This is a genomic window from Roseobacter sp. (assembly GCF_039970775.1).
Taxonomy (GTDB): domain Bacteria; phylum Pseudomonadota; class Alphaproteobacteria; order Rhodobacterales; family Rhodobacteraceae; genus Roseobacter.
Genome location: NZ_JBDVLG010000041.1, coordinates 1 through 20,960, shown reverse-complemented (window position 1 = coordinate 20,960; position 20,960 = coordinate 1). Strand labels below are relative to the sequence as shown.

At 57.3% G+C, this 20,960-nt stretch carries 22 protein-coding genes and 2 pseudogenes; 16 read left to right on the top strand and 8 right to left on the bottom strand.

All coding sequences use genetic code 11. The annotated features are described in order from the left end of the window. Positions 1-14: 14 nt before the first annotated feature. Positions 15-884 (bottom strand): response regulator, encoded by an 870-nt coding sequence (locus ABJH13_RS09555; RefSeq protein WP_348405986.1) that lies wholly within the window; start codon positions 882-884, stop codon positions 15-17. Positions 885-1,000: 116 nt separating this feature from the next. On the opposite strand from ABJH13_RS09555, the gene trmB reads away from it, so the two are divergent. From trmB to trpB, 11 genes are all read left to right on the top strand, one after another. Then, positions 1,001-1,702 (top strand): tRNA (guanosine(46)-N7)-methyltransferase TrmB, encoded by a 702-nt coding sequence (trmB, locus tag ABJH13_RS09550; RefSeq protein WP_348405985.1) that lies wholly within the window; start codon positions 1,001-1,003, stop codon positions 1,700-1,702. Positions 1,703-1,778: 76 nt separating this feature from the next. Further along, complete coding sequence (gene aroA / locus ABJH13_RS09545; RefSeq protein WP_348405984.1) at positions 1,779-3,131, top strand: 3-phosphoshikimate 1-carboxyvinyltransferase; 1,353 nt, start codon at positions 1,779-1,781, stop codon at positions 3,129-3,131. Further along, positions 3,128-3,742, top strand: a complete 615-nt coding sequence (locus tag ABJH13_RS09540; protein ID WP_348405983.1) for a d(CMP) kinase — start codon at positions 3,128-3,130, stop codon at positions 3,740-3,742. The genes aroA and ABJH13_RS09540 overlap by 4 nt, the downstream gene beginning before the upstream one ends. A 111-nt stretch (positions 3,743-3,853) precedes the next feature. Next, on the top strand, positions 3,854-4,384 hold the full coding sequence (locus tag ABJH13_RS09535; RefSeq protein WP_348405982.1) for a hypothetical protein: 531 nt from the start codon (positions 3,854-3,856) through the stop codon (positions 4,382-4,384). A gap of 298 nt (positions 4,385-4,682) precedes the next feature. Next, positions 4,683-6,359 (top strand): 30S ribosomal protein S1, encoded by a 1,677-nt coding sequence (rpsA, locus tag ABJH13_RS09530; RefSeq protein WP_348405981.1) that lies wholly within the window; start codon positions 4,683-4,685, stop codon positions 6,357-6,359. Positions 6,360-7,309: 950 nt separating this feature from the next. Next, complete coding sequence (ihfB, locus tag ABJH13_RS09525) at positions 7,310-7,594, top strand: integration host factor subunit beta (RefSeq protein ID WP_348405980.1); 285 nt, start codon at positions 7,310-7,312, stop codon at positions 7,592-7,594. Further along, positions 7,594-7,944 (top strand): LapA family protein, encoded by a 351-nt coding sequence (locus ABJH13_RS09520; protein ID WP_348405979.1) that lies wholly within the window; start codon positions 7,594-7,596, stop codon positions 7,942-7,944. The genes ihfB and ABJH13_RS09520 overlap by 1 nt, the downstream gene beginning before the upstream one ends. Positions 7,945-7,974: 30 nt before the next feature. Next, entirely contained in the window at positions 7,975-8,517 is a 543-nt protein-coding gene (locus ABJH13_RS09515) for an NUDIX hydrolase (RefSeq protein ID WP_348405978.1), read from the top strand. Between the two features lie 59 nt (positions 8,518-8,576). Continuing rightward, positions 8,577-9,221, top strand: coding sequence for a phosphoribosylanthranilate isomerase (locus tag ABJH13_RS09510; RefSeq protein WP_348405977.1), 645 nt, complete (start codon positions 8,577-8,579; stop codon positions 9,219-9,221). Then, positions 9,218-9,667 carry a GNAT family N-acetyltransferase gene (locus ABJH13_RS09505; RefSeq protein WP_348405976.1) on the top strand — a complete coding sequence of 150 codons (450 nt, stop codon included), beginning with the start codon at positions 9,218-9,220 and terminating at the stop codon, positions 9,665-9,667. The genes ABJH13_RS09510 and ABJH13_RS09505 overlap by 4 nt, the downstream gene beginning before the upstream one ends. A gap of 14 nt (positions 9,668-9,681) precedes the next feature. Then, entirely contained in the window at positions 9,682-10,914 is a 1,233-nt protein-coding gene (gene trpB / locus ABJH13_RS09500; RefSeq protein ID WP_348405975.1) for a tryptophan synthase subunit beta, read from the top strand. An 82-nt stretch (positions 10,915-10,996) separates the two neighbouring features. Here trpB and ABJH13_RS09495 read toward each other — a convergent pair whose 3' ends face one another. From ABJH13_RS09495 to ABJH13_RS09475, 5 genes are all read right to left on the bottom strand, one after another. Further along, positions 10,997-11,371: a DUF2237 domain-containing protein gene (locus tag ABJH13_RS09495; protein WP_348405974.1), complete on the bottom strand. Its 375-nt coding sequence runs from the start codon at positions 11,369-11,371 to the stop codon at positions 10,997-10,999. A 28-nt stretch (positions 11,372-11,399) separates the two neighbouring features. After that, on the bottom strand, positions 11,400-12,440 hold the full coding sequence (locus ABJH13_RS09490) for a DUF2332 family protein (RefSeq protein WP_348405973.1): 1,041 nt from the start codon (positions 12,438-12,440) through the stop codon (positions 11,400-11,402). After that, complete coding sequence (gene pth / locus ABJH13_RS09485; RefSeq protein WP_348405972.1) at positions 12,437-13,126, bottom strand: aminoacyl-tRNA hydrolase; 690 nt, start codon at positions 13,124-13,126, stop codon at positions 12,437-12,439. The genes ABJH13_RS09490 and pth overlap by 4 nt, the downstream gene beginning before the upstream one ends. 104 nt (positions 13,127-13,230) lie before the next feature. Continuing rightward, on the bottom strand, positions 13,231-13,866 hold the full coding sequence (locus ABJH13_RS09480) for a 50S ribosomal protein L25/general stress protein Ctc (RefSeq protein WP_348405971.1): 636 nt from the start codon (positions 13,864-13,866) through the stop codon (positions 13,231-13,233). Positions 13,867-14,026: 160 nt separating this feature from the next. Further along, positions 14,027-15,193 (bottom strand): alpha-hydroxy acid oxidase, encoded by a 1,167-nt coding sequence (locus ABJH13_RS09475; RefSeq protein ID WP_348405970.1) that lies wholly within the window; start codon positions 15,191-15,193, stop codon positions 14,027-14,029. 252 nt (positions 15,194-15,445) lie between these two features. Between ABJH13_RS09475 and ABJH13_RS09470 the strand changes: the two genes are divergently transcribed. Further along, positions 15,446-15,781: a hypothetical protein gene (locus ABJH13_RS09470; RefSeq protein ID WP_348405969.1), complete on the top strand. Its 336-nt coding sequence runs from the start codon at positions 15,446-15,448 to the stop codon at positions 15,779-15,781. A 141-nt stretch (positions 15,782-15,922) separates the two neighbouring features. Here ABJH13_RS09470 and ABJH13_RS09465 read toward each other — a convergent pair whose 3' ends face one another. After that, positions 15,923-16,114 (bottom strand): hypothetical protein, encoded by a 192-nt coding sequence (locus ABJH13_RS09465; protein ID WP_348405968.1) that lies wholly within the window; start codon positions 16,112-16,114, stop codon positions 15,923-15,925. Between the two features lie 80 nt (positions 16,115-16,194). Here ABJH13_RS09465 and ABJH13_RS09460 point away from each other — a divergent pair, with 80 nt between their 5' ends. Continuing rightward, entirely contained in the window at positions 16,195-16,524 is a 330-nt protein-coding gene (locus ABJH13_RS09460; protein WP_348405967.1) for a response regulator, read from the top strand. A gap of 439 nt (positions 16,525-16,963) precedes the next feature. On the opposite strand, the gene trpA is transcribed toward ABJH13_RS09460, so the two are convergent. Beyond that, positions 16,964-17,755: a tryptophan synthase subunit alpha gene (gene trpA, locus ABJH13_RS09455; protein WP_348405966.1), complete on the bottom strand. Its 792-nt coding sequence runs from the start codon at positions 17,753-17,755 to the stop codon at positions 16,964-16,966. Positions 17,756-17,985: 230 nt separating this feature from the next. On the opposite strand from trpA, the gene ychF reads away from it, so the two are divergent. From ychF to ABJH13_RS09440, 3 genes and pseudogenes are all read left to right on the top strand, one after another. Continuing rightward, the gene (gene ychF / locus ABJH13_RS09450) at positions 17,986-19,083 is read left to right on the top strand and encodes a redox-regulated ATPase YchF (protein WP_348405965.1); all 1,098 of its coding nucleotides are present in this window, start codon (positions 17,986-17,988) and stop codon (positions 19,081-19,083) included. 288 nt (positions 19,084-19,371) lie between these two features. Next, positions 19,372-19,491, top strand: a pseudogene (locus ABJH13_RS09445) (IS3 family transposase); the annotation flags it as partial. Between the two features lie 213 nt (positions 19,492-19,704). Next, positions 19,705-20,908, top strand: a pseudogene (locus ABJH13_RS09440) (IS256 family transposase). Positions 20,909-20,960: the final 52 nt, after the last annotated feature.

Genomic DNA, 20,960 nt, shown 5'->3' with positions numbered 1-20,960 from the left:
TCGGTGAGCCCGCCTTAGGTGGGCTTTCCAAACAAGCTCGGCCGGGGTTTTTTGGCCGGGGGGCGGGCCGCCGCAGAAGGGGGTGTGCGCGGTATAACAGGCGCGGTCGCATTCGGGGACGCGTCGTGTTTATCTAACGCGTTCATGACAATAGCGTTTTGCGCAGGCTTACCCCCCACGAGCGGCGCGAGCGCGATGTCGGTTCCTTCATATTTTTCAAGGTCATCGAGAAAGTCCCACAGGCGCATGCAGGAATTTTCGATTTTACCGAACCGCACCGCAATTTGATCTTCGCTCAGGTTTTGGGCCTCGCGCAGATCGCGCATCTGGCGCATGAGACGGCTGAGGACGGGTTTGATCTCGCTGGCGCATTCAGACGAAAACCGCTCTAGCACGGCCTCGATCTGTTGACGCTTAACGTCTTGCTTTTCAATACCGATCGACAGAGACGACTTTTGCAACGCGTTGATCACAGCGTGCTCAAAGGACACGGCCGACAAATCATCCTTGGTGATATAGTCGCTGCACCCGCGCTTTAGGGCCTCAATCGCGATCTCGGATTGACCATCGCCGGCGATCATAATGGTCGCCGCTTGCCGGTTTTTAGGATCAAGGCGGATCGCGTCAAGCGCCATCAACCCAGTCCCATCGGGCATGTTATAGTCCACCAAGATCAGATCGAATTTATCCTGCTGCAACTTTGTGCCCATGGTTTCCAGGCAATCGGCCTCGGCGACGTGGGTGTCAAATTCTAACCCAGAAATCAGTCGCTTCAACCGTGTACGGTCAAACCTTTGATCATCCACTACCAAAATGCTGGCCATTGTCGGCAGCGGTGTGGCCTCTGGTCTGATCCGGGCGTGAATATTTTCCATATCGGCCATGGGTTTTCTCCGTTTTGCAACTCTTAGCTAATCCACCGATGTTAAATGTTGGTGAAATCGCCCCCGCCTGAAGACACAACATTGCAGCGGCGCGCTGTCCGGGCTAAAGCGCGGCCATGACAGAACACAATCGCCCGCACCGAAATTTCTATGGCCGCCTGAAAGGCAAAAGCCTCAAGCGATCGCAAAAGACCTATCTGGATGAGGATCTGGCACCTTTGTCGCCGGGTCTGGTCAGCTGGGAAGACAACCCAGACCGCGCGCCTCTAGACCTAGACGGCCTGTTTGAAAACAAACCCGTCTGGCTGGAAATCGGCTTTGGTGGCGGGGAACATATGGTGCACCAAGCCGCGCAAAACCCGCAGGTTGGGGTGATTGGCGCAGAACCTTACATCAACGGCGTGGCGATGTTATTGGGTAAAATCCGGCGGGCGAGGGTGACCAATCTGGCGGTGCACCCCGGTGATGTGCGCGATTTGTTTGATGTGCTACCGGAGCAATCTATTTCGCGGGCGTTTTTGTTGTACCCCGATCCGTGGCCCAAATCCCGGCACCACCGTCGCCGGTTCGTCACGCCTGAACACCTAGAACCGCTATCGCGCGTGTTGAAACCCGGTGCGATCTTTCGCGTGGCCACTGACATCGAAGACTACGTGCGCCAAACGCTGGAACAGGTGCCGCGCCACGGGTTTGAATGGCTGGCCGAACGCCCCGGCGATTGGCAGCAACCGTGGGATGACTGGATTTCGACTCGGTACGAACAAAAAGCCCTGCGCGAAGGCCGCACACCGCATTATCTGACCTTCCGCAAACGCTAGGCCGGGGCGCTTTGGGCTGGACCCTCGGGGGTGCACGGGCTAAGCCTCGCGCAGTTTTCACGAACCGAGAAATCACATGTCCAGCCACGGCGCACCTATCCCCATGACCTCCACCCCCTGCGGCCCGCTGACGGGCACGGCGCCTGTGCCGGGGGACAAATCCATTTCGCATCGGTCGCTGATCTTGGGCGCGCTGAGCGTCGGCAAGACCGAAATCACCGGCCTGCTCGAAGGACAGGACGTGTTGGATACGGCCAAAGCGATGCGCGCATTCGGCGCCGAGGTCACGGATCACGGGCAGGGCCATTGGTCGGTGCATGGCGTGGGCGTCGGCGGGTTCGCCGAACCTGACCAGGTGATCGATTGCGGCAATTCGGGCACCGGTGTGCGGCTGATCATGGGCGCAATGGCGACATCGCCGATTTCCGCGACCTTCACGGGCGATGCATCGTTGAACGGGCGGCCAATGGCGCGGGTGACCAACCCCTTGGCGTTGTTTGGCACGCAGGCGGTGGGCCGGGCCGATGGCCGGTTGCCCATGACGATTGTGGGCGCAGTGGACCCGGTGCCTGTGACCTACACGGTGCCGGTTCCGTCGGCGCAGGTGAAATCAGCGGTGCTGTTTGCGGGCCTCAACGCGCCGGGCAAAACCGTGGTGATCGAGGCCGAAGCCACGCGCGACCACACCGAACGCATGTTTGCGGGGTTCGGCGCCGAGATTACCGTCGAGGACACCGATGCAGGCCGGGTGATCACGCTGACCGGGCAACCCGAGTTGAAACCCCAAAAGATCGACGTGCCGCGCGACCCATCATCGGCGGCGTTTCCGGTTTGCGCGGCGTTGATCGTGCCGGGGTCAGACGTGTTGGTGCCGGGCATCGGGCTGAACCCCACGCGCGCCGGTCTATATACCACACTGCGCGAGATGGGCGCGGATCTGACGTATGAAAACGAGCGCATCGAGGGCGGTGAACCTGTGGCCGATTTGCGCGCCCGGTTTTCGCCTGACCTGCACGGCATCGAGGTGCCGCCCGCCCGCGCCGCCAGCATGATCGACGAATACCCAGTGTTGTCCGTGGTCGCGGCCTTTGCCAAAGGTCAAACCGTGATGCGCGGCGTCAAAGAGCTGCGCGTCAAGGAAAGCGACCGGATCGACGCAATGGCCACCGGGTTGCGCGCCAATGGCATCACCGTCGAGGACGGCCCCGATTGGTGGGTTGTGACGGGCTTGGGCCACGGCAACGTGCCGGGCGGCGCGACCTGCGCCAGCCACCTGGATCACCGCATTGCGATGTCATTTCTGATTTTAGGCATGGCCGCGCAAAGCCCCGTGCATGTGGATGACGGCGGGCCGATTGCCACGTCCTTTCCGATATTCGAGCCGTTGATGTCCGGGCTGGGTGCGCAGCTGTCGCGGACCGCTGGATGAGCACGCCCTTTACCATCGCCATTGACGGCCCGGCCGCGGCTGGCAAGGGCACGATATCAAAGGCTGTGGCGGCGCATTACGGATTTGCGCATCTGGATACCGGGCTGCTTTATCGGGCAGTGGGGGCCAAGCTGTTGTTGGGCATGGATGCGATGATCGCGGCGCAAACCTTAACAGCCGACGATCTGCAAGCGGGGGATCTGCGCAGCCCCGAGGTAGCACAAGCGGCCAGCAAGGTCGCCGTGATCCGCGAGGTCCGCGCAGCGTTGTTGGATTTTCAGCGCAGTTTCGCCCGGCGCGCAGGTGGTGCGGTGTTGGATGGGCGCGACATTGGCACCGTGATTTGCCCGCAGGCCGAAGCCAAATTATTTGTCACCGCCAGCGCCGATGTGCGCGCGGCGCGGCGGTTTACCGAACTGACCGCGACGGGCGCCCAGATCAGCCGCGCGCAGGTTCTGGCCGACGTCAAAGAGCGCGATGCCCGCGACCGCGCGCGCGCCGAAGCGCCGTTGATTGCCGCGCGCGATGCGGTGGAAATAGACACCTCGCAGCTGACCATTGAGGCGGCGATTGCGGCGGCGATTGCGGCGATTGACACACGCCGACCCTAACGCCCGTGCAGACGTGCTGAATTGTTGCAAAATGCTCACCAAAGGGTGCTTGGCGTTTGGGACGGTGCGGGGCTAGCCTAAGGCGGTATTCACCGTGAAAGGGCACCCCCAATGGGACGATTTATCTTGACGCTGGCGCTGGTTTTTGGGGCATCTCTCGGTCTGGCGCAACAGGCCGAACCGCCCACCGAACCCGCCATGACAATAGAGCGCATGGCGCAGATTATTCAAAACATCGACGCCGATGCCCAGCAGCGCGGCGCGTCGTTTGAGCTGACGATCCAAGATATACCGGTGATTGTGATAGCGGACCCACGTGCAGACCGGATGCGGGCGATGGTGCCAATTCGGTCAGCCGATGGGCTGGAGCCAGAAGAGCTGATGCGGCTGATGCAAGCCAATTTCGACAGCGCGCTGGATGCGCGGTATGCTGTTGCGCAGGGTCGGTTGTGGGGGGTGTTCATTCACCCGCTGAGCCCGTTAAAGCAGGACCAGTTTTTGTCAGGGCTGGCGCAAACGGTGAACGTCGCGCGGACCTATGGGCAGACCTATTCGGGCGGCGCGCAGGTCTTTGGGGGCGGCGATTCCAACGGGATCTTTCAGGATCTGTTTGAAGAACTGCGCAAAGGCCAAGCGCTCTGATCATCTGATCGCGGACGCCGTCGAAACGATGGGTTGCGACCAAGGGGCACCGGAATTGCCAGATAGCGCTTCTGCGCTTGCGCTTGGGGGGATATTTCGGTTATAGACGCGGCGTCGAAGCAGCGGTGACAGCTGGATGACGGAATTCGTGGGCAGGGTCGGTCTTTTACCGGCCCTTCGTTTTTGTCGTTTGTTGCCAAATATGACCAACACGCTGCACCTAAGGTGCGCATTCATCAAAGACCGGCGGAGACAACCGCACGGCCAGACACAACATTAGTTAGGAAAACGACGCCACATGGCAAACACGATGGAAGAGTTTGAAGCACTCTTAGAAGAAAGCTTCGAAATGGACACACCCCAAGAGGGGTCAGTTGTCAAAGGCAAGGTGATCGCGATCGAAGCGGGCCAGGCTATTATCGACGTCGGCTACAAGATGGAAGGCCGCGTTGAACTTAAAGAATTCGCAGATCCCGGTGAAGCGCCCAAAATCGAAGTGGGTGACGAGGTTGAAGTCTTCTTGCGTCAGGTGGAAAACACCCGCGGAGAAGCTGTCATTTCGCGTGAAATGGCCCGCCGTGAAGAAGCATGGGATCGGCTTGAAAAAGCATATGCAGACGAAGAGCGTGTCGAAGGCGCGATCTTTGGTCGCGTCAAAGGCGGCTTTACGGTTGATCTTGGCGGCGCTGTGGCGTTCTTGCCCGGCTCTCAGGTTGACGTGCGCCCCGTGCGGGATGCGGGCCCATTGATGGGTCTTAAGCAACCGTTCCAGATCCTGAAAATGGACCGTCGTCGTGGCAACATCGTGGTTTCGCGTCGTGCGATCCTCGAGGAATCCCGTGCCGAGCAGCGCGCCGAAGTGATCGGCAACCTGACCGAAGGCCAGACGGTCGACGGTGTGGTCAAGAACATCACCGAATACGGTGCGTTCGTGGACTTGGGCGGCGTAGACGGCCTGCTGCACGTCACCGATATGGCTTGGCGTCGGGTCAACCACCCGTCCGAGATCCTGTCGATTGGCGAGACGATCAAGGTGCAAGTCATCAAGATCAACAAAGAAACGCACCGCATCAGTCTTGGCATGAAGCAGTTGCAAGAAGATCCATGGGATCTGGTGGCCGCGAAGTATCCGCTTGATTCTGTGCACACAGGTCGCGTGACCAACATCACCGATTACGGTGCGTTTGTTGAGCTCGAAGCCGGTGTTGAGGGTCTTGTGCACGTGTCCGAGATGTCCTGGACCAAGAAAAACGTACACCCAGGCAAAATCGTGTCGACGTCCCAAGAGGTCGAAGTCATGGTTCTGGAAATCGACGGTTCCAAGCGTCGCGTTTCCCTTGGCCTGAAACAGACCATGCGCAACCCATGGGAAGTGTTTGCAGAAACACACCCCGAGGGCACAGAAGTCGAAGGCGAAGTCAAAAACATCACCGAATTCGGTTTGTTTGTTGGCCTCGAAGGCGACATCGACGGCATGGTACACTTGTCCGACTTGTCATGGGACCAGCGCGGCGAAGAAGCCATTCAAGACTACCGCAAGGGTGACATGGTTGGTGCCGTGGTATCCGAAGTGGACGTCGAGAAAGAGCGCATTTCCCTGTCGATCAAAGCGGTTGGTGGCGACAAATTCGCCGAAGCCGTTGGCGGCGTGAAGCGTGGTTCTATCGTGACCGTGAACGTCACAGCCATCGAAGAAGGTGGCGTCGAAGTGGAATACGAAGGCATGAAATCCTTCATCCGCCGCTCCGATCTGTCGCGTGACCGTGCCGAACAACGCCCCGAGCGTTTCTCGGTTGGTGACAAGGTTGACGTGCGTATCACCAACGTGGATGCAAAATCCCGTCGTTTGGGTGTGTCGATCAAAGCCCGCGAGATCGCCGAAGAAAAAGAAGCCGTAGAACAGTATGGCTCCTCGGACTCCGGTGCATCGCTGGGCGACATCCTTGGCGCCGCGCTGAACAAAGGTGATGACTGAACCTAGGGTTTAATCTAACATTAAAAAGCCCCGCAAGTTCGCTTGCGGGGCTTTTTTTTGTTTCTGCGATATCAAAATGAAACAGGATGGGGGGGGAGATCGTGCCGGCTTTTTCGCGCAACCAAATGCCCAAATCACCCGCCGATAAAATACATTCGGGGTGATCTGAGGCGATCACGTTGTCGGGCATTCCGGTAAAACCTGCGCCATCGGGCGATTGCGCGATAGTGGTGGTGCCCGCTATGTCGTGGATCACCTGCGTGCCACGCATGCCATTGTTCAATTGACCCGATAACACCACCGCAATAGCGCGGTCCCCGTATTCGGCGGCGAGGGTCGTAAACAACGCATCAATCGAAGGACGAAACCCCGATTTTTCGACAGTTTCTGACAGGCGCAATCCGTTGTTCTGGAAAAATGCGTGTTTCGCGCCGGGCACCGCATAGATCTAATCCTTTTCCAAGACATGCCCGTCTGCCACGCTCTTGATCGTGAGCGAGCTGTGCATCGTCGCCATGATGGGCGCGTTCAGGTCTTGGGCAGTTCGGGGATCAGGTTTCTGATGGCGGTCAAACCGCCTGCAGAGGCACTAATAGTGATGACATAGCCGGGCTTATCTTGCGTCGTCCTCCGTGCGTACATCCGTAATTTTTCGGCCCTTGAACCATGTTAGGGCAATTCATAACATGCGAATGGCCCCATGCCGGGGGCTGACGGCTGGCGGTGTATGTCCGAATCATACGGTGGCGCCGCAGTAGGGCGCCCGTCAAGCAGCGCGCGGTAGGCGCGATCCGGCCAAAGATGATCCAAAAAGTGCCTTAAGACAGGCTGGGTGGCCAAAAAAAGCCCAATGCCGGGCACAGGCTCACTTTTCGTGGGACAGGTTTCTTTCTATAGTTATATTTCAGGGCGCTACCAAAGACGCCGATAATCAACGTAGGGATGCCACCATGATCCGGTCAGAACTGATTCAGAAGATCGCCGATGAAAATCCACATCTGTATCAGCGTGACGTTGAACGCATCGTGAATACCATCTTTGAAGAGGTCACCGGGGCAATGTCGCGCGGTGACCGGGTTGAATTGCGCGGCTTTGGCGCCTTTTCGGTGAAAAAACGCGACTCTCGTGTGGGTCGCAACCCGCGTACGGGCGAAACGGTTCACGTCGAAGAAAAGCACGTTCCCTTTTTCAAGACAGGCAAGCTGCTGCGTGACCGGCTGAACGGTAAGGTCTAATGCGGTACATTCGCTACGCGTGCATCGCCGTTTTTGGGATTGCCCTAATTGCGGTGGCGATTGCCAACCGCGGCATGGTGTCGTTGCAGTTGATCCCGGCTGAGGTTGCGGGGTGGTTTTCGGTCAACCCGCAGATCGAACTGCCGCTGTTCATCGTGATTTTTGGCGGCATTATCGTGGGTCTTTTTGTCGGATTTGTCTGGGAATGGGTGCGCGAACACGGCCAACGGGCTGAAGCCGCCAAACAAGCCCGCGAAAAACGCCGGTTGGAGCGTGAAGTGGCCCGTTTGAAGGGCGAAAAACACGCCGGTAAAGACGAGGTTCTGGCTCTGCTCGACGAGGCCAGCTGATCGTGCGGCGACAGACGATAGGGGGTGGCGATGTCTGCTGTAAAACGTCTAAGCCGGCGCACCGTTTACGAAAACCGCTGGATGAAGGTCCATGAAGACGCGGTGCGTTTCCCTGGTGGGGCTGACGGCATTTACGGCGTCGTAGACAAAGAAGACTTTGCGTTGATCGTGCCGCGCCACGCCGATGGGCGGTTTCAACTGGTGGAACAATACCGTTATCCGGTTGGGGGGCGGTACTGGGAATTTCCGCAAGGGTCATGGGAAACGCAGCCGGGTACGGACCCTGAACAGGTCGCGTTGGGCGAATTGGAAGAGGAAACTGGGTTTCGGGCGCGGGGCCTGCGCAAATTGGGCCATCTTTACGAAGCCTATGGGTTTTCCAATCAGGGGTTTCACGTTTTTCTTGCGGACACGTTAGAGGTTGGCCGCGCCAACCGGGACCTTGAAGAGCAAGACATGAAAACAGCCGCCTTTAGCCGTGCGGCCATCACCACGATGATTTCGGACGGTCAGATCAAGGACGCGCAGACCATAGCCGCACTGGGGCTGCTGGCGATCGCCGAAGGGGCATAGCCCGCCTGCTTGCTCCGGCACATCTTGAAACTGCCTTGCGGACATGATCAAACGCGTACATGCCTGACGATACATCAGTTAAAATTTGCGGTTTACGCACGGCCCAAGAGGTCGCTCTTGTTGCAGCGGCTGGTGCGGCCTACTGCGGGTTCACGTTCTTTGAAAAATCACCGCGCAGCGTAAACCTTGCGCAGGCGCGCGCGTTGGCCATTGACGCCCCGCCGGGGTTGGCGAAGGTCGCATTGACTGTCAACGCGGATGATGCGTTTTTGGATGCGCTGACCGCGCAGGTGCCATTGGACATGTTGCAATTGCACGGCCATGAAACGCCCGAGCGTGTGTTGGCCGTCAAGGCGCGCTACGGTTTGCCGGTGATGAAGGCGGTAGGTGTGGCCGACCGCGATGATCTGGCCGCATTGGATAGCTATAACAAAGTCGCCGATCAGATCTTGGTGGATGCCAAACCGCCTAAGACGGCGGATTTACCGGGCGGTAATGGGCTGACCTTTGACTGGCGGTTGCTGGTGGGGCGGCGTTGGCCTGTGCCGTGGATGTTGGCCGGGGGCCTGACCCCGCACAACGTGGCCGAGGCCATTGCCATGACGGGGGCCAAACAGGTCGATGTGGCGTCAGGCGTCGAATCGGCCCCCGGCGTGAAAGACCCGCAGCGGGTTCAGGGATTTGTGACGGCCGCGCGCGGATGACCGTACAGTTTCGCCCCGCGCAGCGTTCTGAGGTTGCGGATGTGGTGGCATTGCTGACGGACGACAGCTTGGGTGCCGCGCGCGAGAGCGACGATATAGCGCCATATTTGGCAGCCTTCGACCAGATGGCCCAAGAGGGCACACACCAGTTGATTGTGGGCGTGCAAGACAGTCGCGTGGTGGCGACCTATCAGATCACATTTATCTCGGGCCTGAGCCTGCGTGCAGCGCGCCGTGGGCAAATCGAAAGTGTCCGCGTCGCCAGTGCGTTGCGCGGGCAGGGCATCGGGCATCTGATGATCGAAGACGCCATTGCACGCGCCACAGCTGCCGGGTGCGGCCTGGTGCAGCTGACCATGAACAAAAGTCGCAGCGACAGCGCTCGTTTCTACGCAGACCTTGGCTTTACGCCCTCGCACATCGGGTATAAACGCAACTTGATTTGACAGGAGTGCGCGGGATGGCCAACGATCTTTTTAACTCTTTCATGACGGGCCCGGATGAAAACGGCCGGTTCGGTGATTTTGGCGGGCGGTTTGTATCTGAAACCCTCATGCCGCTGATCCTTGAGCTGCAAGAGCAATATGAAATCGCCAAAACAGACGACAGTTTTTGGGCGGAAATGAACGACCTGTGGACCAATTATGTCGGGCGCCCCAGCCCGCTGTATTTGGCGCAACGGCTGACCGACCATCTGGGCGGCGCCAAAGTCTACATGAAACGCGACGAACTCAACCACACCGGCGCGCATAAAATCAACAACGTGTTGGGCCAGATCATTCTGGCGCGCCGCATGGGCAAAACCCGGATTATCGCCGAAACAGGGGCGGGCCAACACGGTGTGGCCACGGCGACGGTCTGTGCGAAATTCGGTTTGAAATGCGTGGTTTACATGGGCGCGCATGACGTTGAGCGTCAGGCGCCTAATGTGTTCCGTATGCGGTTGCTGGGCGCCGAAGTCGTGCCTGTGACCTCGGGCCGTGGCACGTTGAAGGACGCGATGAACGACGCGTTGCGTGACTGGGTGACCAATGTGCGCGACACGTTCTATTGCATCGGCACCGTGGCCGGGCCGCATCCTTACCCCGCGATGGTGCGCGATTTTCAGGCGATCATCGGCAAAGAAGTGCGCGACCAAATGACGGCCGCCGAAGGCCGGTTCCCCGATACGCTGATTGCGGCCATTGGCGGTGGGTCAAACGCGATGGGGCTGTTTTACCCGTTCCTTGACGACAAGGACGTGGGCATTATTGGTGTCGAGGCGGGCGGCAAAGGTGTGAACGCCAAGATGGAACATTGCGCGTCCTTAACGGGCGGCCGTCCCGGTGTGTTGCATGGCAACCGCACGTATCTGTTGCAGGATGACGATGGGCAGATCCTCGAAGGGTTCTCTATTTCGGCGGGGTTGGATTACCCCGGTATTGGCCCAGAGCACGCGTGGCTACATGATATTGGCCGCGCAGAATACGTGGCGATCACCGACAAAGAAGCGCTAGAGGCGTTTCAACTGTGTTGCGAGCTGGAAGGGATTATCCCCGCGCTGGAACCCAGCCACGCCTTGGCCCATGTGATGAAGATCGCCCCTGATTTGCCTAAAGATCACATCATTTGCATGAACATGTGCGGACGTGGTGACAAAGACATCTTTACCGTCGCCAAGGCGCTTGGGTTTGAGATGGGTGAGTTTGCCTGACCCATGGGGAAAAATCTATGAAGCTAAACCCCACATGTATGTGGGGTTACTTCAATAGAAACTTTGCCAATATTGGGTAGCTCTACGTAGCCTGAGCGTGTGATTGCAAAACCGCAAGAGGCACGATGTCCAAGGCGCGTTTGTGGGTGGCGGACAGGTTCACCTGTGGCGCGCAGCCCTCGTCGTGGGCTTGCAGAAACCGGCTGGCGCATAGGCACCACGCATCACCGGGTTTGAGTCCTGCAAACCCATATTCGGGGCGCGGGGTGCTCAGATCGTTGCCCACGTATTTCGAATAGGCCAGAAATTCGGCGGTCATTACCGCGCATACTGTGTGGCTGCCTTGATCGGCTGCGCAGGTGTTGCAATGGCCATCGCGGAAAAACCCGGTGACGGGGTCGGCGCCACAGAGCGCCAGCGCGTCGCCCAAAACATTGATACTGTCGTCTTGTTCCATGCTCGTCTCCGATTGTCGTGGGGGGCCGTTAGGTTGCGCCGGACCAGCGCACCCAGCGTCCGTGAAAATCTGCGCGCCCCAAATGCAACGTTATATCCCCCGGCCACAGGCGCAACACCAATGCGGCGCCGATGTTGCCTGTGGTGTCGCCGTCGCTTTCCATCGACAACCATGCCAGCGGGCGTGCGTGCGTAGCGGCTGCACCGGCGGTTTCGATCAGGGCACGACCACGGGCCTGTGCATCCGCCGGGAAATACTGCCACGCCACCGTGTGTTGGATCAGATGCACATGGCCGTTGGGGGCGGCATCAAGGCGGGTCGCCAGCCAATCAATAGCGTCACCTTGGGCGATGGGCGCATCCATCACCGCAGCCGCCGCGCGGGTCAGGGCCAACCTGTGGGGTTGGTCCGGCCATAGATACGCCGTCAGACGCAACATATCATCTGCGCGCGCAGGGTCGAGCGGGTTCAGGTCGACGCCCGCGCGTTCGGTGATGCGGGGCGTCACAACGGGGGGCAGGGGGCCGTCCCAGTCGGGCTGCAACGTCAAGGCAGGGTCGGGCGGCGCAATTTGCGCGCCGGGCAGCGACAGCGCGTAGTGATCCCACGTCAGGTTTAGCCCGCCACTGGCCCCCAGTTCTGACACCACGAAGGGCAGATCAAACCGCTGTGCCGCAACCGCCGCACCTGCGATCAGGGCGGCAGAACGGCGGACTTCGTTGGTTTGCGGTGGGCTTTCGACCCAGTCCAACAAGAACGCCTCGTGGGTGTGTATCGCGGCCAGAACGGCATCACGCAGGGCGGCATCCGTCACCTGCGCGGGCGGGTACACGGCGGCCAGATCCGGTGCGCGGCGGCTTAGCACCAGGGCATGCAAGCCACCCGCCGTGCGCAGGGGCAACGAATGCCCCGCAGGCCCCACATCGCCGGTGAACACCGCCAACCGCCGCGCCAAACCGCTGTTTTGCGGCCAGTTATCGGCCAATAGGCGCAACAGTTGCCCCATAAAAGGCGAGCCCAACCGCTCGCAACTGACGGCCTGATCGGTGAAGGCCGCGCGCAGGGTCATCGGAATTTGTCCATCAGTTTTTGTAGCGGCGAGGGCGCGTCAGGGGCGGGGGTAACCGCAGGAGGTTGGGGCGTGTCACTGCGTGGTTTGGGGGCTTTCTTTCCTGTGCCCGACCGGGGCGGAGCCACGCGCAATGCCACGGCGTTCATGAATTTGGGCGCATCACCCGCCGCCAAAAACGGCGCGCCATCACTGAGCCCGCGCAGAACATCATCCAACCATGCCTCGTCGGCTTTAGCGAAATCATGCAGCACATAGGACGCCACGCGATCTTTGTGGCCGGGATGGCCCACACCCAACCGCACGCGTGCATAGTCGGGGCCGACATGCGCATGAATGGACCGCAATCCATTGTGGCCCGCGTGACCGCCGCCAACCTTATGTTTGACCTTGCCGGGGGCCAGATCAAGCTCGTCGTGCAGGACGACAACATCAGCGGGGTCCAGTTTGTAAAACCGCATGGCGGCCTGCACCGATTGGCCCGAATTGTTCATGAAGGTTTCAGGCTTTAGCAACACCGCCCGGTCAGACCCAAACCGCCCCTCTGTCAGGCTGCCTTGGTGTTTGGCTTTCCACGGGCCAAACCCATGATCACCGGCAATCCGGTCCAATGCCATGAACCCGATATTGTGCCGATTGTGGACATATTTCGCGCCCGGATTTCCCAAACCGACGAATAGTTTCATGGCGTTGCTCCTTGATGTTGCGGTGCAGCATAACAAAGCCCGCCGACAAACGAAATACGGGGCCGCAAAGGGCCCCGCATCGTGCATTCATCTTGGAACGCGTCTTATTCTGTGGCGTCTGCCGCGTCTGCACTCTCTTCGGCTTCGTCGTCGTCATCTGACGAAGACAGACCGGCGGGGGCTGACAGCTGTGCGATAACGAAATCGCGGTCAATTGTCGGTTTGGAACCCTCTGGCAGGTTGACCGATGAGATCGTGATGTTGTCACCAAGCTCTAGTTCGGACACGTCGATGGTGATGTGGTCGGGGATATCACCCGCGGTCACAACCAATTCGACTTCGGGGCGGATCAACGTCAGAACGCCGCCCTTTTTCAGGCCCGGGGATACGTCTTCGCCGATCACTTCAACCGCAATAAACAGGTTGATTTGGGTGGTCCGACGCAGGCGCATGAAATCGATGTGCGTGGGCAAATCTTTGACCACGTGGCGCTGCACGTCGCGGCAGATCACACGCACGTCGTCGTGGCCTTCGACCTTCATGTTGAACAGGGTCGACTTAAACCGACCTGCGCGCAGCTTTTTGATCAACACGTTGAACGGGATGTTGATCGGCAGCGGGTCAACGTCGCCACCAAATACGATACCAGGAACCATGCCGTCGCGGCGGGCCTGACGAGCGGCGCCCTTGCCTGTCCCCGTGCGTTCCTGAGCTTCAAGATCCGGAATTGCTCCAGCCATCTTTTCTCTCCAATTTGTTTAGGGCGGGGCTCCTCCAAGGCTGTAGCCCCGCGTGAAGTCGCGCGTATAGACCGGTTTGACGCGCGTGAAAAGAGGTTTCTCGCAACGGCGCTTTTGCGGGTGTCGCGGGCGGGCGGATCAGTCTGGGCGTGGCCCGTGGCTAGTCTTGCCAGTCGCCCTCAAACCCCTTGGGGATCAGCAAGTTATGGCGCCCCAAGTCGTTCACTTGGGTTTCACCACACAAGGCCATGGTGGTGTCCAGTTCTTTGTGGATCACCTCTAACGCGCGGGTCACCCCCTGCTGCCCCATGGCCCCTAAGCCATGGATGAACGCGCGCCCGATATAGGTGCCTTTGGCGCCCATAGCGACGGCCTTGAGCACGTCTTGACCAGACCGAATGCCACCGTCCATATGCACCTCGATTTTGTCGCCAACCACATCCAAAATTGCGGGCAGGGCGCGGATCGAACTGATCGCACCATCCAACTGGCGCCCGCCGTGGTTGGACACAATAATCGCATCCGCCCCTACCTTTAGCGCCATTTTGGCGTCTTCGGCATCTAGGATGCCTTTCAGGATCACCTTGCCGCCCCATTGCTGTTTCAACTGGGCGATCTTGTCCCAATCCAACGTCGGATCAAAGCTCTCTGCGGCCCAAGTGCTTAGGGAACTGGGGTCAGAAATGCCCTGTACGTGGCCGACGATATTGCCAAATTCGCGACGCTTTGCCCCCAGCATTTCAATGCCCCAGGCCCATTTCGTTGCCAGATTGGCCATGGTTTTGAGCGTCAATTTGGGGGGCGTAGACAGCCCGTTTTTGATGTCCTTGTGGCGTTGCCCCAATATTTGCAGGTCAAGTGTGATCACCAATGCGGAACATTTCGCGTCCTTTGCGCGCTGGATCAAGCGGCTGATGTAATCGGTGTCTTTCATCATATAGAGCTGAAACCAAAAGGGCTTGGTGGTCGCTTCGGCGACGTCTTCGATGGAATTGATAGACATTGTCGACAGCGTGAAGGGCACACCAAAGGCCTCGGCGGCGCGGGCGGATTTTATCTCGCCATCGGCGTGTTGCATGCCGGTGATGCCAACCGGAGCCAAGGCCACGGGCATCGACACATCTTCGTGGATCATCTGGCTGGCGGTGCTGCGGCCGCTCATATCGACAGCCACCCGTTGGCGCAGACGGATCTGTTCAAAATCGGTGATGTTTTCGCGGAAGGTCTGTTCTGTCCAACTGCCCGATTCTGCATAGTCGTAAAACATTCGGGGGACCCGACGTTCGTGCCGTTCCTTGAGATCTTGGATTGTGGTAATTGTCGGCATGACGCCCTCTCGCATTGGTCAGTTTTGGTTACCAATTTAGACATGGAAGATCAATCTCTGAAAGCGCTAGGCGAGCCGACAACAGATGTTAATCTGTCATGAAGCCATCATTGATGGACGGTGAGGACACCACCGACACGGCCACGCAATCACGCGTCGCCATAGAGGAACTGCAATCCGCGGTTACCCTGTTTGAAAGAAGTCACACGAGGTTAAACCAAGACCCTAAACTTGATCCCATGGTGATTGTGATTGTATTCCCAACCAGATCAATTGGGGCAATCCCTTGATATGCGTGTGCATGAATGCATTCATTATGCGGTGTCTCAAGACCCGAAATCGCCGGCAAACAGTATCGAAATGATATTGAACGAACTTGTGACTGAAGAAGGTGACACGCAGAGCGGCGACGGTCGAGAGTCGGTGGAGCGTGCCATGAGTACGGTGCAAAGAATTGCTGTGCAGGTCGAAGATATCCTCGACTATGCCTTTGCCGCGACGGAAACGGCCGAGATCGAAAACGTAGACATCAACGAATGTGTTGAGGAGGCGCTTGCAAACTTAAAGTCTGAAATAGAGCAAAAGTAAGCGGTTGTGACTGTCGATGCGGCCTCTCATGTGGTTGGGTCCCGGCGTTAGATTACGCTTCTATTTCAGAATTTGATTGGGAATGCGTCGCAATACCAACCCTCTGGGAAATAAGCATGTGTCGACGTCTCAGCGGAAAACTTACCCAATGGCAATGGTGTGCAGATTGTTGTTGCGGACAATGGGATTGGGATTGCCCCGGCAGACCACAAGCGGATCTTCAAGCTGTTTGAACGGCTTCATCTTAGAGATGAATACGCCGGTACGGGGCTGGGGTTGGCGACATGCATCCGCGTCGCCGATTTGTAGTAAGGCAGTTGTTTTAGCGTTCATTTACGGCCAACCATCGAAAGCAGCACAAAGAAAATAAGCGGGGCGAACGCATGAAGCGGGCTAAACCACTGGGGCGGGTGATGTTGATTGACGACGAACCGTTTGATCAAAAGCTCTATCAGCGCATTATTGGGCGCTCTGAAATGGAGGCCGAGATCATTGGGTTTACCAAGTCGGCAGAGGCTGTGGTGTACCTGAATGATGATACGCAGCCGCTGGTTGATTTGATTTTGTTGGATATACGAATGCCACAAATGGACGGTTTTGAGTTCCTTGATACGGCGCAGAGTTTTGGGTCGCGCATACGAGATGCCGGTTTTATGAGGCTAACAACGTCGGTGAGCCCTGACGGTCACGCGCGCAGAAGCGCATATTGCGATCAAGGGATTCATGAACAAACCTCTCAATAGAGATCACTTGGACGAGTTTGTGGAGATCCTGAACCATACCGATGTGGAAATGGGATGCTAACGTAACGTAAACCCAAGCTAGATCGCAATGCGACATGACTCGAAATGTAATTTTTAGCGGTTGAAATAGGCAGTATAATATGCGCCAAGAAAACGTGTGGGGCCTAGGGACGATCTAGTTATGTTTTTGCGCGTGGCAAGCATGTTACGCAGCGGTTGTTTTGCCGGTGTGTGTCAGAGCGCATTTATTGCGAGGAAATAGTAAGCGGCATTCGAACCAGGGAATATCGACGCAGGTAAAAAACGGTGTGGTGGCTTTGGAGCAGGGCCTGCTAAAGCGGGTTTTGCGGAGGCGTAGAGCCAAGAAATACAATGGTTCCGAACTCATATGCCGGGCCTTTTCCCAAAGAGTGCGATTACCTGTTCAGGTGGAAATTGGTCAAATACTATGCGCGCCATCCGACAGAGATTTGACAAAGGCTAAAACGTCTTTTACCGGCTCGCCTGCAGCAATCTTGCTGACGATAGCCGACCCCACAACGACCCCGTCGGCGACGCTGGCGATTGCGCGCGACTTTTCTGGGCTGTTGACGCCAAAACCAACGATCACGGGCAAACCGCTGGCCGATTTGATCCGCGCAACGGCCGGGCTCACGTCCACTGCCTGTGCTTCAGCCGCACCGGTAATCCCTGTGATGGACACGTAATAAACGAACCCGGATGTATTCTGCAAAACGCGCGGAAGACGTTTTTCGTCGGTGGTGGGTGTTGCGAGACGTATGAAATTCAAACCCGCTGCCTGAGCAGGCAAACACAATTCGCTGTCCTCTTCGGGCGGTAAGTCGACAACAATGAGACCATCGATGCCCGCAGCCTTGGCAGCCTCTAAAAAGCGATCCACGCCGTAGCTGTAAATCGGATTGTAATATCCCATCAATACGATGGGGGTAGTGTGGTCCGTTTCGCGAAAACTGCGCGCCAGTTCCAACGTTTTTTGCAAAGTCATGCCGCCGTCTAATGCACGTTGCCCGGCCAGCTGAATGGTCGGCCCATCTGCCATAGGATCTGTAAACGGAAGACCAAGCTCGATGACATCGACACCCGCGGCAGGCAACCCGCGCACAATTTCCAACGACGTGTCAAAATCAGGATCGCCGGCCATGACATACGCAACAAAGGCTTTCTTCCCAGCGGTTGCGAGTTCTGCAAATTTGGCGTCAATGCGGCTCATGGCACGTTCCTCTCACTATCTGTGCCACGCAATGCCTAAAAGCGCGCGGGAAATCAATGCATCAAAGAGGCCTGCAACTTACAGTATGGTGCATTGGCGCGCGGTTTTCGTGACGTTGGGCTCGTACGGCGTTTTTGTGCGGGATCTGCGGAAACATCCCAGGCTGCGCGGGGACTTGTTTTGCCCCTTAAGAGGTCATAGGACAGCGCTAATCAGGAAAGGACGCTGACATGGGTTTCAAAATGGGTATCGTTGGTTTGCCGAATGTGGGAAAATCGACCCTTTTTAACGCGCTGACCCGGACGGCGTCAGCGCAGGCTGCGAATTTTCCATTCTGTACCATTGAGCCCAATGTGGGCGAGGTCGCGGTCCCGGATGCCAGATTAGACAAATTGGCTGATATTGCCAAATCCAAGCAGATTATCCCGACCAGAATGACCTTCGTTGATATTGCCGGGTTGGTCAAAGGAGCGTCAAAAGGCGAGGGGCTGGGCAACCAATTCTTAGCAAACATTCGTGAAGTCGATGCGATTGCACATGTTTTGCGGTGTTTTGAAGACGGGGACGTCACCCATGTAGACGGGCGGGTTGATCCCGTCGCAGACGCCGAGACAATCGAGACTGAGTTGATGTTGGCCGATATAGAGAGCATTGAAAAGCGGCTGCAAAATATTGTTCGCAGAGTGCGTGGAGGCGATAAAGAGGCGGTTCAGCAAGAGCGATTGATGAATGCGGCGCTTTCTGCATTAGAAGCGGGTGAACCGGCCCGGGTTGTGAAGATAGATGAAGATGATGCTAAAGCATGGAAAATGCTTCAGCTTTTGACGACCAAGCCTGTTCTTTACGTATGCAACGTTGGAGAAGCAGAAGCCGCCGAAGGGAATGCCCATGCTGACAAAGTGGCCGAAATGGCCGCTGCTGAAGGTAATTCCCATGTTGTTATTTCGGCTCAAATTGAAGAAGAAATTAGCCAGCTGGAACCCGATGAGGCAGAGATGTTTCTTGAAGAAATGGGGCTCGCAGAGGCGGGGTTGGATCGCCTGATCCAGGCGGGCTACGCTTTGCTACATCTCGAAACCTATTTTACTGTGGGGCCAAAGGAAGCGCGCGCTTGGACAATCCGAAGCGGAACTTCTGCGCCAAAAGCTGCCGGGGTCATCCATGGCGATTTTGAGAAAGGGTTTATTCGCGCCGAGACGATAGCCTATGATGATTATGTCGAGGTGGGCGGGGAGCAGCGCGCAAAAGAGGCCGGTAAAATGCGGGCTGAAGGTAAATCATATATTGTAAACGATGGGGACGTGCTGCATTTCTTGTTTAATAATTGAGGTGCAGGTAGTCATTTGTTGGCCGACTATCTCGCGCTGAAATTATTCATACCGCTACGGAGGTGGTTTTCTGTACTACGTACGTAGTTATCCTTGCCCGATAGGCATTTGCGGGGTAAGTTCGAGAGGCGTGATGGATACGCTGGCTCGGGGCGGCATGCCTTTTGGTGATCTGATACAACCACCTGCTGACAATCGACGAAACAGGCGCGTCGCGTGACGATCAGATGATCGAAGGCCTGTGGCAGTTCCTGAAGTGTGGATGCGTCTACTTGTTTGCCTTTGAGACAGTTTCTGAACGTTATCGACGACTTCAGCTGCAAATGTATGACTGCCGTGGTTGATACATCGTTGTCGGGCGAAGGTGTTGTTCGTAAGTTGGCGCGGATCGCTGAGAGGCGCGGCTATGCTAGTTGGAGATCGACATCACCTATAGCAGAGTATCCGTCCGTTGAACGCGCGTTTTAGCTGGGTTCCTTAGTATTGAGACGATCCAAGTAAGGCTTTTCTATCCGCCACCATGTTAGGCCGCCGCAAAGCGTTGGAGAGTGCCCGATTTTCTGTGTCAGAGTAATTTGACCCATGCTACCAAATTGAAGGAGCATGACGACAATGACGACAATGACGATTTCCAAGGAACTACTGGACGAGCTGCTTAGCGGGGTTGAACGCCCCGAGGATTTGTTGGTGACAAAGGTCTGATGAAGGAACTCAAGGTTCGGCTGATGGAACGGATGCTGGGTGCTGAGTTGACCGAACACCTTGGCTATGAACCGAACGGAGAACCTGCCAGTCAGCAGGCCAACCTCCGCAATGGGGCGATCCGCAAAGTGCTGAAGGGCAATGATGGTGCGGTTCCCATCGACATCCCGCGTGACCGCGACGGCAGTTTCGAGCCGGAACTGATCCAGAAGGGTCAGACCCGGATTGACGGGATGGATGACAAGATTATCGCGCTTTATGCGGCTGGTCTGTCGACCCGCGATATTCGTGCCCATCTTGAAGAGGTTTATGGTCGTGAAGGTTTCAACCGACCTTATCAGCCGCGTCACTGATGCCGTTCTGGAGGAGGTGTCGGATTGGCAAAACCGGGCACTGGAACCGATGTATCCTATCGTTTTCCTTGATGCGCTCAGGGTCAAAATCCGCGATGCGGAAATCCGACAGGTCAAAAGCAAGGCGGCTTACGTGGCCCTGGGCGTCACTCCGGAAGGCGAGCGCGAGGTTCTGGGCCTGTGGATCGCAGCCACCGAAGGTGCCAAATTCTGGCTCTCAATCATGAACAATCTCAAAAACCGGGGAGTGGAGGACATCCTGATCGCCGTAGTGGATGGCCTGAAAGGCTTTCCTGACGCCATCAATGCAGCCTTCCCCGACACTATCGTCCAGACCTGTATCGTGCACCTGGTTCGCCATTCCCTGAACTTCTGCGGATGGAAAGGTCGCAAGGAGCTTGAAGCGGATATATCAGGCCGTTGACGACGAGGAAGCCGCCAAAGCGCTGGATGATTTCGAGGCCGAATGGGGCGGTAAATATCCCTCAATCGGTCCAAGCTGGCGACGCGCATGGCAGGAGGTCATCCCGTTCTTTGCCTTCCCGCCAGCGGTGCGCAAAATCATCTACACCACCAACGCCATAGAAAGTCTGAACCGGGTGATCCGAAAAACCACCAAAACGCGCGGCAGCTTGCCAACCGACGAGGCCGCGACAAAGCTGATCTATCCCGCAATCGGCAGCTTTGAGAAAGCTGGGTGGTGCGTCAGGGAATGGGTTGCCGCTCGCAATCAGTTCGCCATTCTTTATCCAGAACGGTTCAACAGATGACCCGTCTCAATAGCATGGGCCGAACCCCATACAAAGAGTTTCAGACACTTCC

Coding starts and splice junctions, on each gene's coding strand:
- ABJH13_RS09520 (WP_348405979.1), top strand. CDS start 7,594: ATGCGGTACATTCGCTACGCGTGCATCGCCGTTTTTGGGATTGCCCTA.
- ABJH13_RS09535 (WP_348405982.1), top strand. CDS start 3,854: ATGGGACGATTTATCTTGACGCTGGCGCTGGTTTTTGGGGCATCTCTC.
- ABJH13_RS09465 (WP_348405968.1), bottom strand. CDS start 16,114: ATGAACGCTAAAACAACTGCCTTACTACAAATCGGCGACGCGGATGCA.
- ABJH13_RS09460 (WP_348405967.1), top strand. CDS start 16,195: ATGTTGATTGACGACGAACCGTTTGATCAAAAGCTCTATCAGCGCATT.
- ABJH13_RS09515 (WP_348405978.1), top strand. CDS start 7,975: ATGTCTGCTGTAAAACGTCTAAGCCGGCGCACCGTTTACGAAAACCGC.
- rpsA (WP_348405981.1), top strand. CDS start 4,683: ATGGCAAACACGATGGAAGAGTTTGAAGCACTCTTAGAAGAAAGCTTC.
- aroA (WP_348405984.1), top strand. CDS start 1,779: ATGTCCAGCCACGGCGCACCTATCCCCATGACCTCCACCCCCTGCGGC.
- trmB (WP_348405985.1), top strand. CDS start 1,001: ATGACAGAACACAATCGCCCGCACCGAAATTTCTATGGCCGCCTGAAA.
- trpA (WP_348405966.1), bottom strand. CDS start 17,755: ATGAGCCGCATTGACGCCAAATTTGCAGAACTCGCAACCGCTGGGAAG.
- ABJH13_RS09490 (WP_348405973.1), bottom strand. CDS start 12,440: ATGACCCTGCGCGCGGCCTTCACCGATCAGGCCGTCAGTTGCGAGCGG.
- ABJH13_RS09475 (WP_348405970.1), bottom strand. CDS start 15,193: ATGCCGACAATTACCACAATCCAAGATCTCAAGGAACGGCACGAACGT.
- ABJH13_RS09510 (WP_348405977.1), top strand. CDS start 8,577: ATGCCTGACGATACATCAGTTAAAATTTGCGGTTTACGCACGGCCCAA.
- ABJH13_RS09540 (WP_348405983.1), top strand. CDS start 3,128: ATGAGCACGCCCTTTACCATCGCCATTGACGGCCCGGCCGCGGCTGGC.
- ychF (WP_348405965.1), top strand. CDS start 17,986: ATGGGTTTCAAAATGGGTATCGTTGGTTTGCCGAATGTGGGAAAATCG.
- trpB (WP_348405975.1), top strand. CDS start 9,682: ATGGCCAACGATCTTTTTAACTCTTTCATGACGGGCCCGGATGAAAAC.
- pth (WP_348405972.1), bottom strand. CDS start 13,126: ATGAAACTATTCGTCGGTTTGGGAAATCCGGGCGCGAAATATGTCCAC.
- ABJH13_RS09505 (WP_348405976.1), top strand. CDS start 9,218: ATGACCGTACAGTTTCGCCCCGCGCAGCGTTCTGAGGTTGCGGATGTG.
- ihfB (WP_348405980.1), top strand. CDS start 7,310: ATGATCCGGTCAGAACTGATTCAGAAGATCGCCGATGAAAATCCACAT.
- ABJH13_RS09555 (WP_348405986.1), bottom strand. CDS start 884: ATGGCCGATATGGAAAATATTCACGCCCGGATCAGACCAGAGGCCACA.
- ABJH13_RS09495 (WP_348405974.1), bottom strand. CDS start 11,371: ATGGAACAAGACGACAGTATCAATGTTTTGGGCGACGCGCTGGCGCTC.
- ABJH13_RS09480 (WP_348405971.1), bottom strand. CDS start 13,866: ATGGCTGGAGCAATTCCGGATCTTGAAGCTCAGGAACGCACGGGGACA.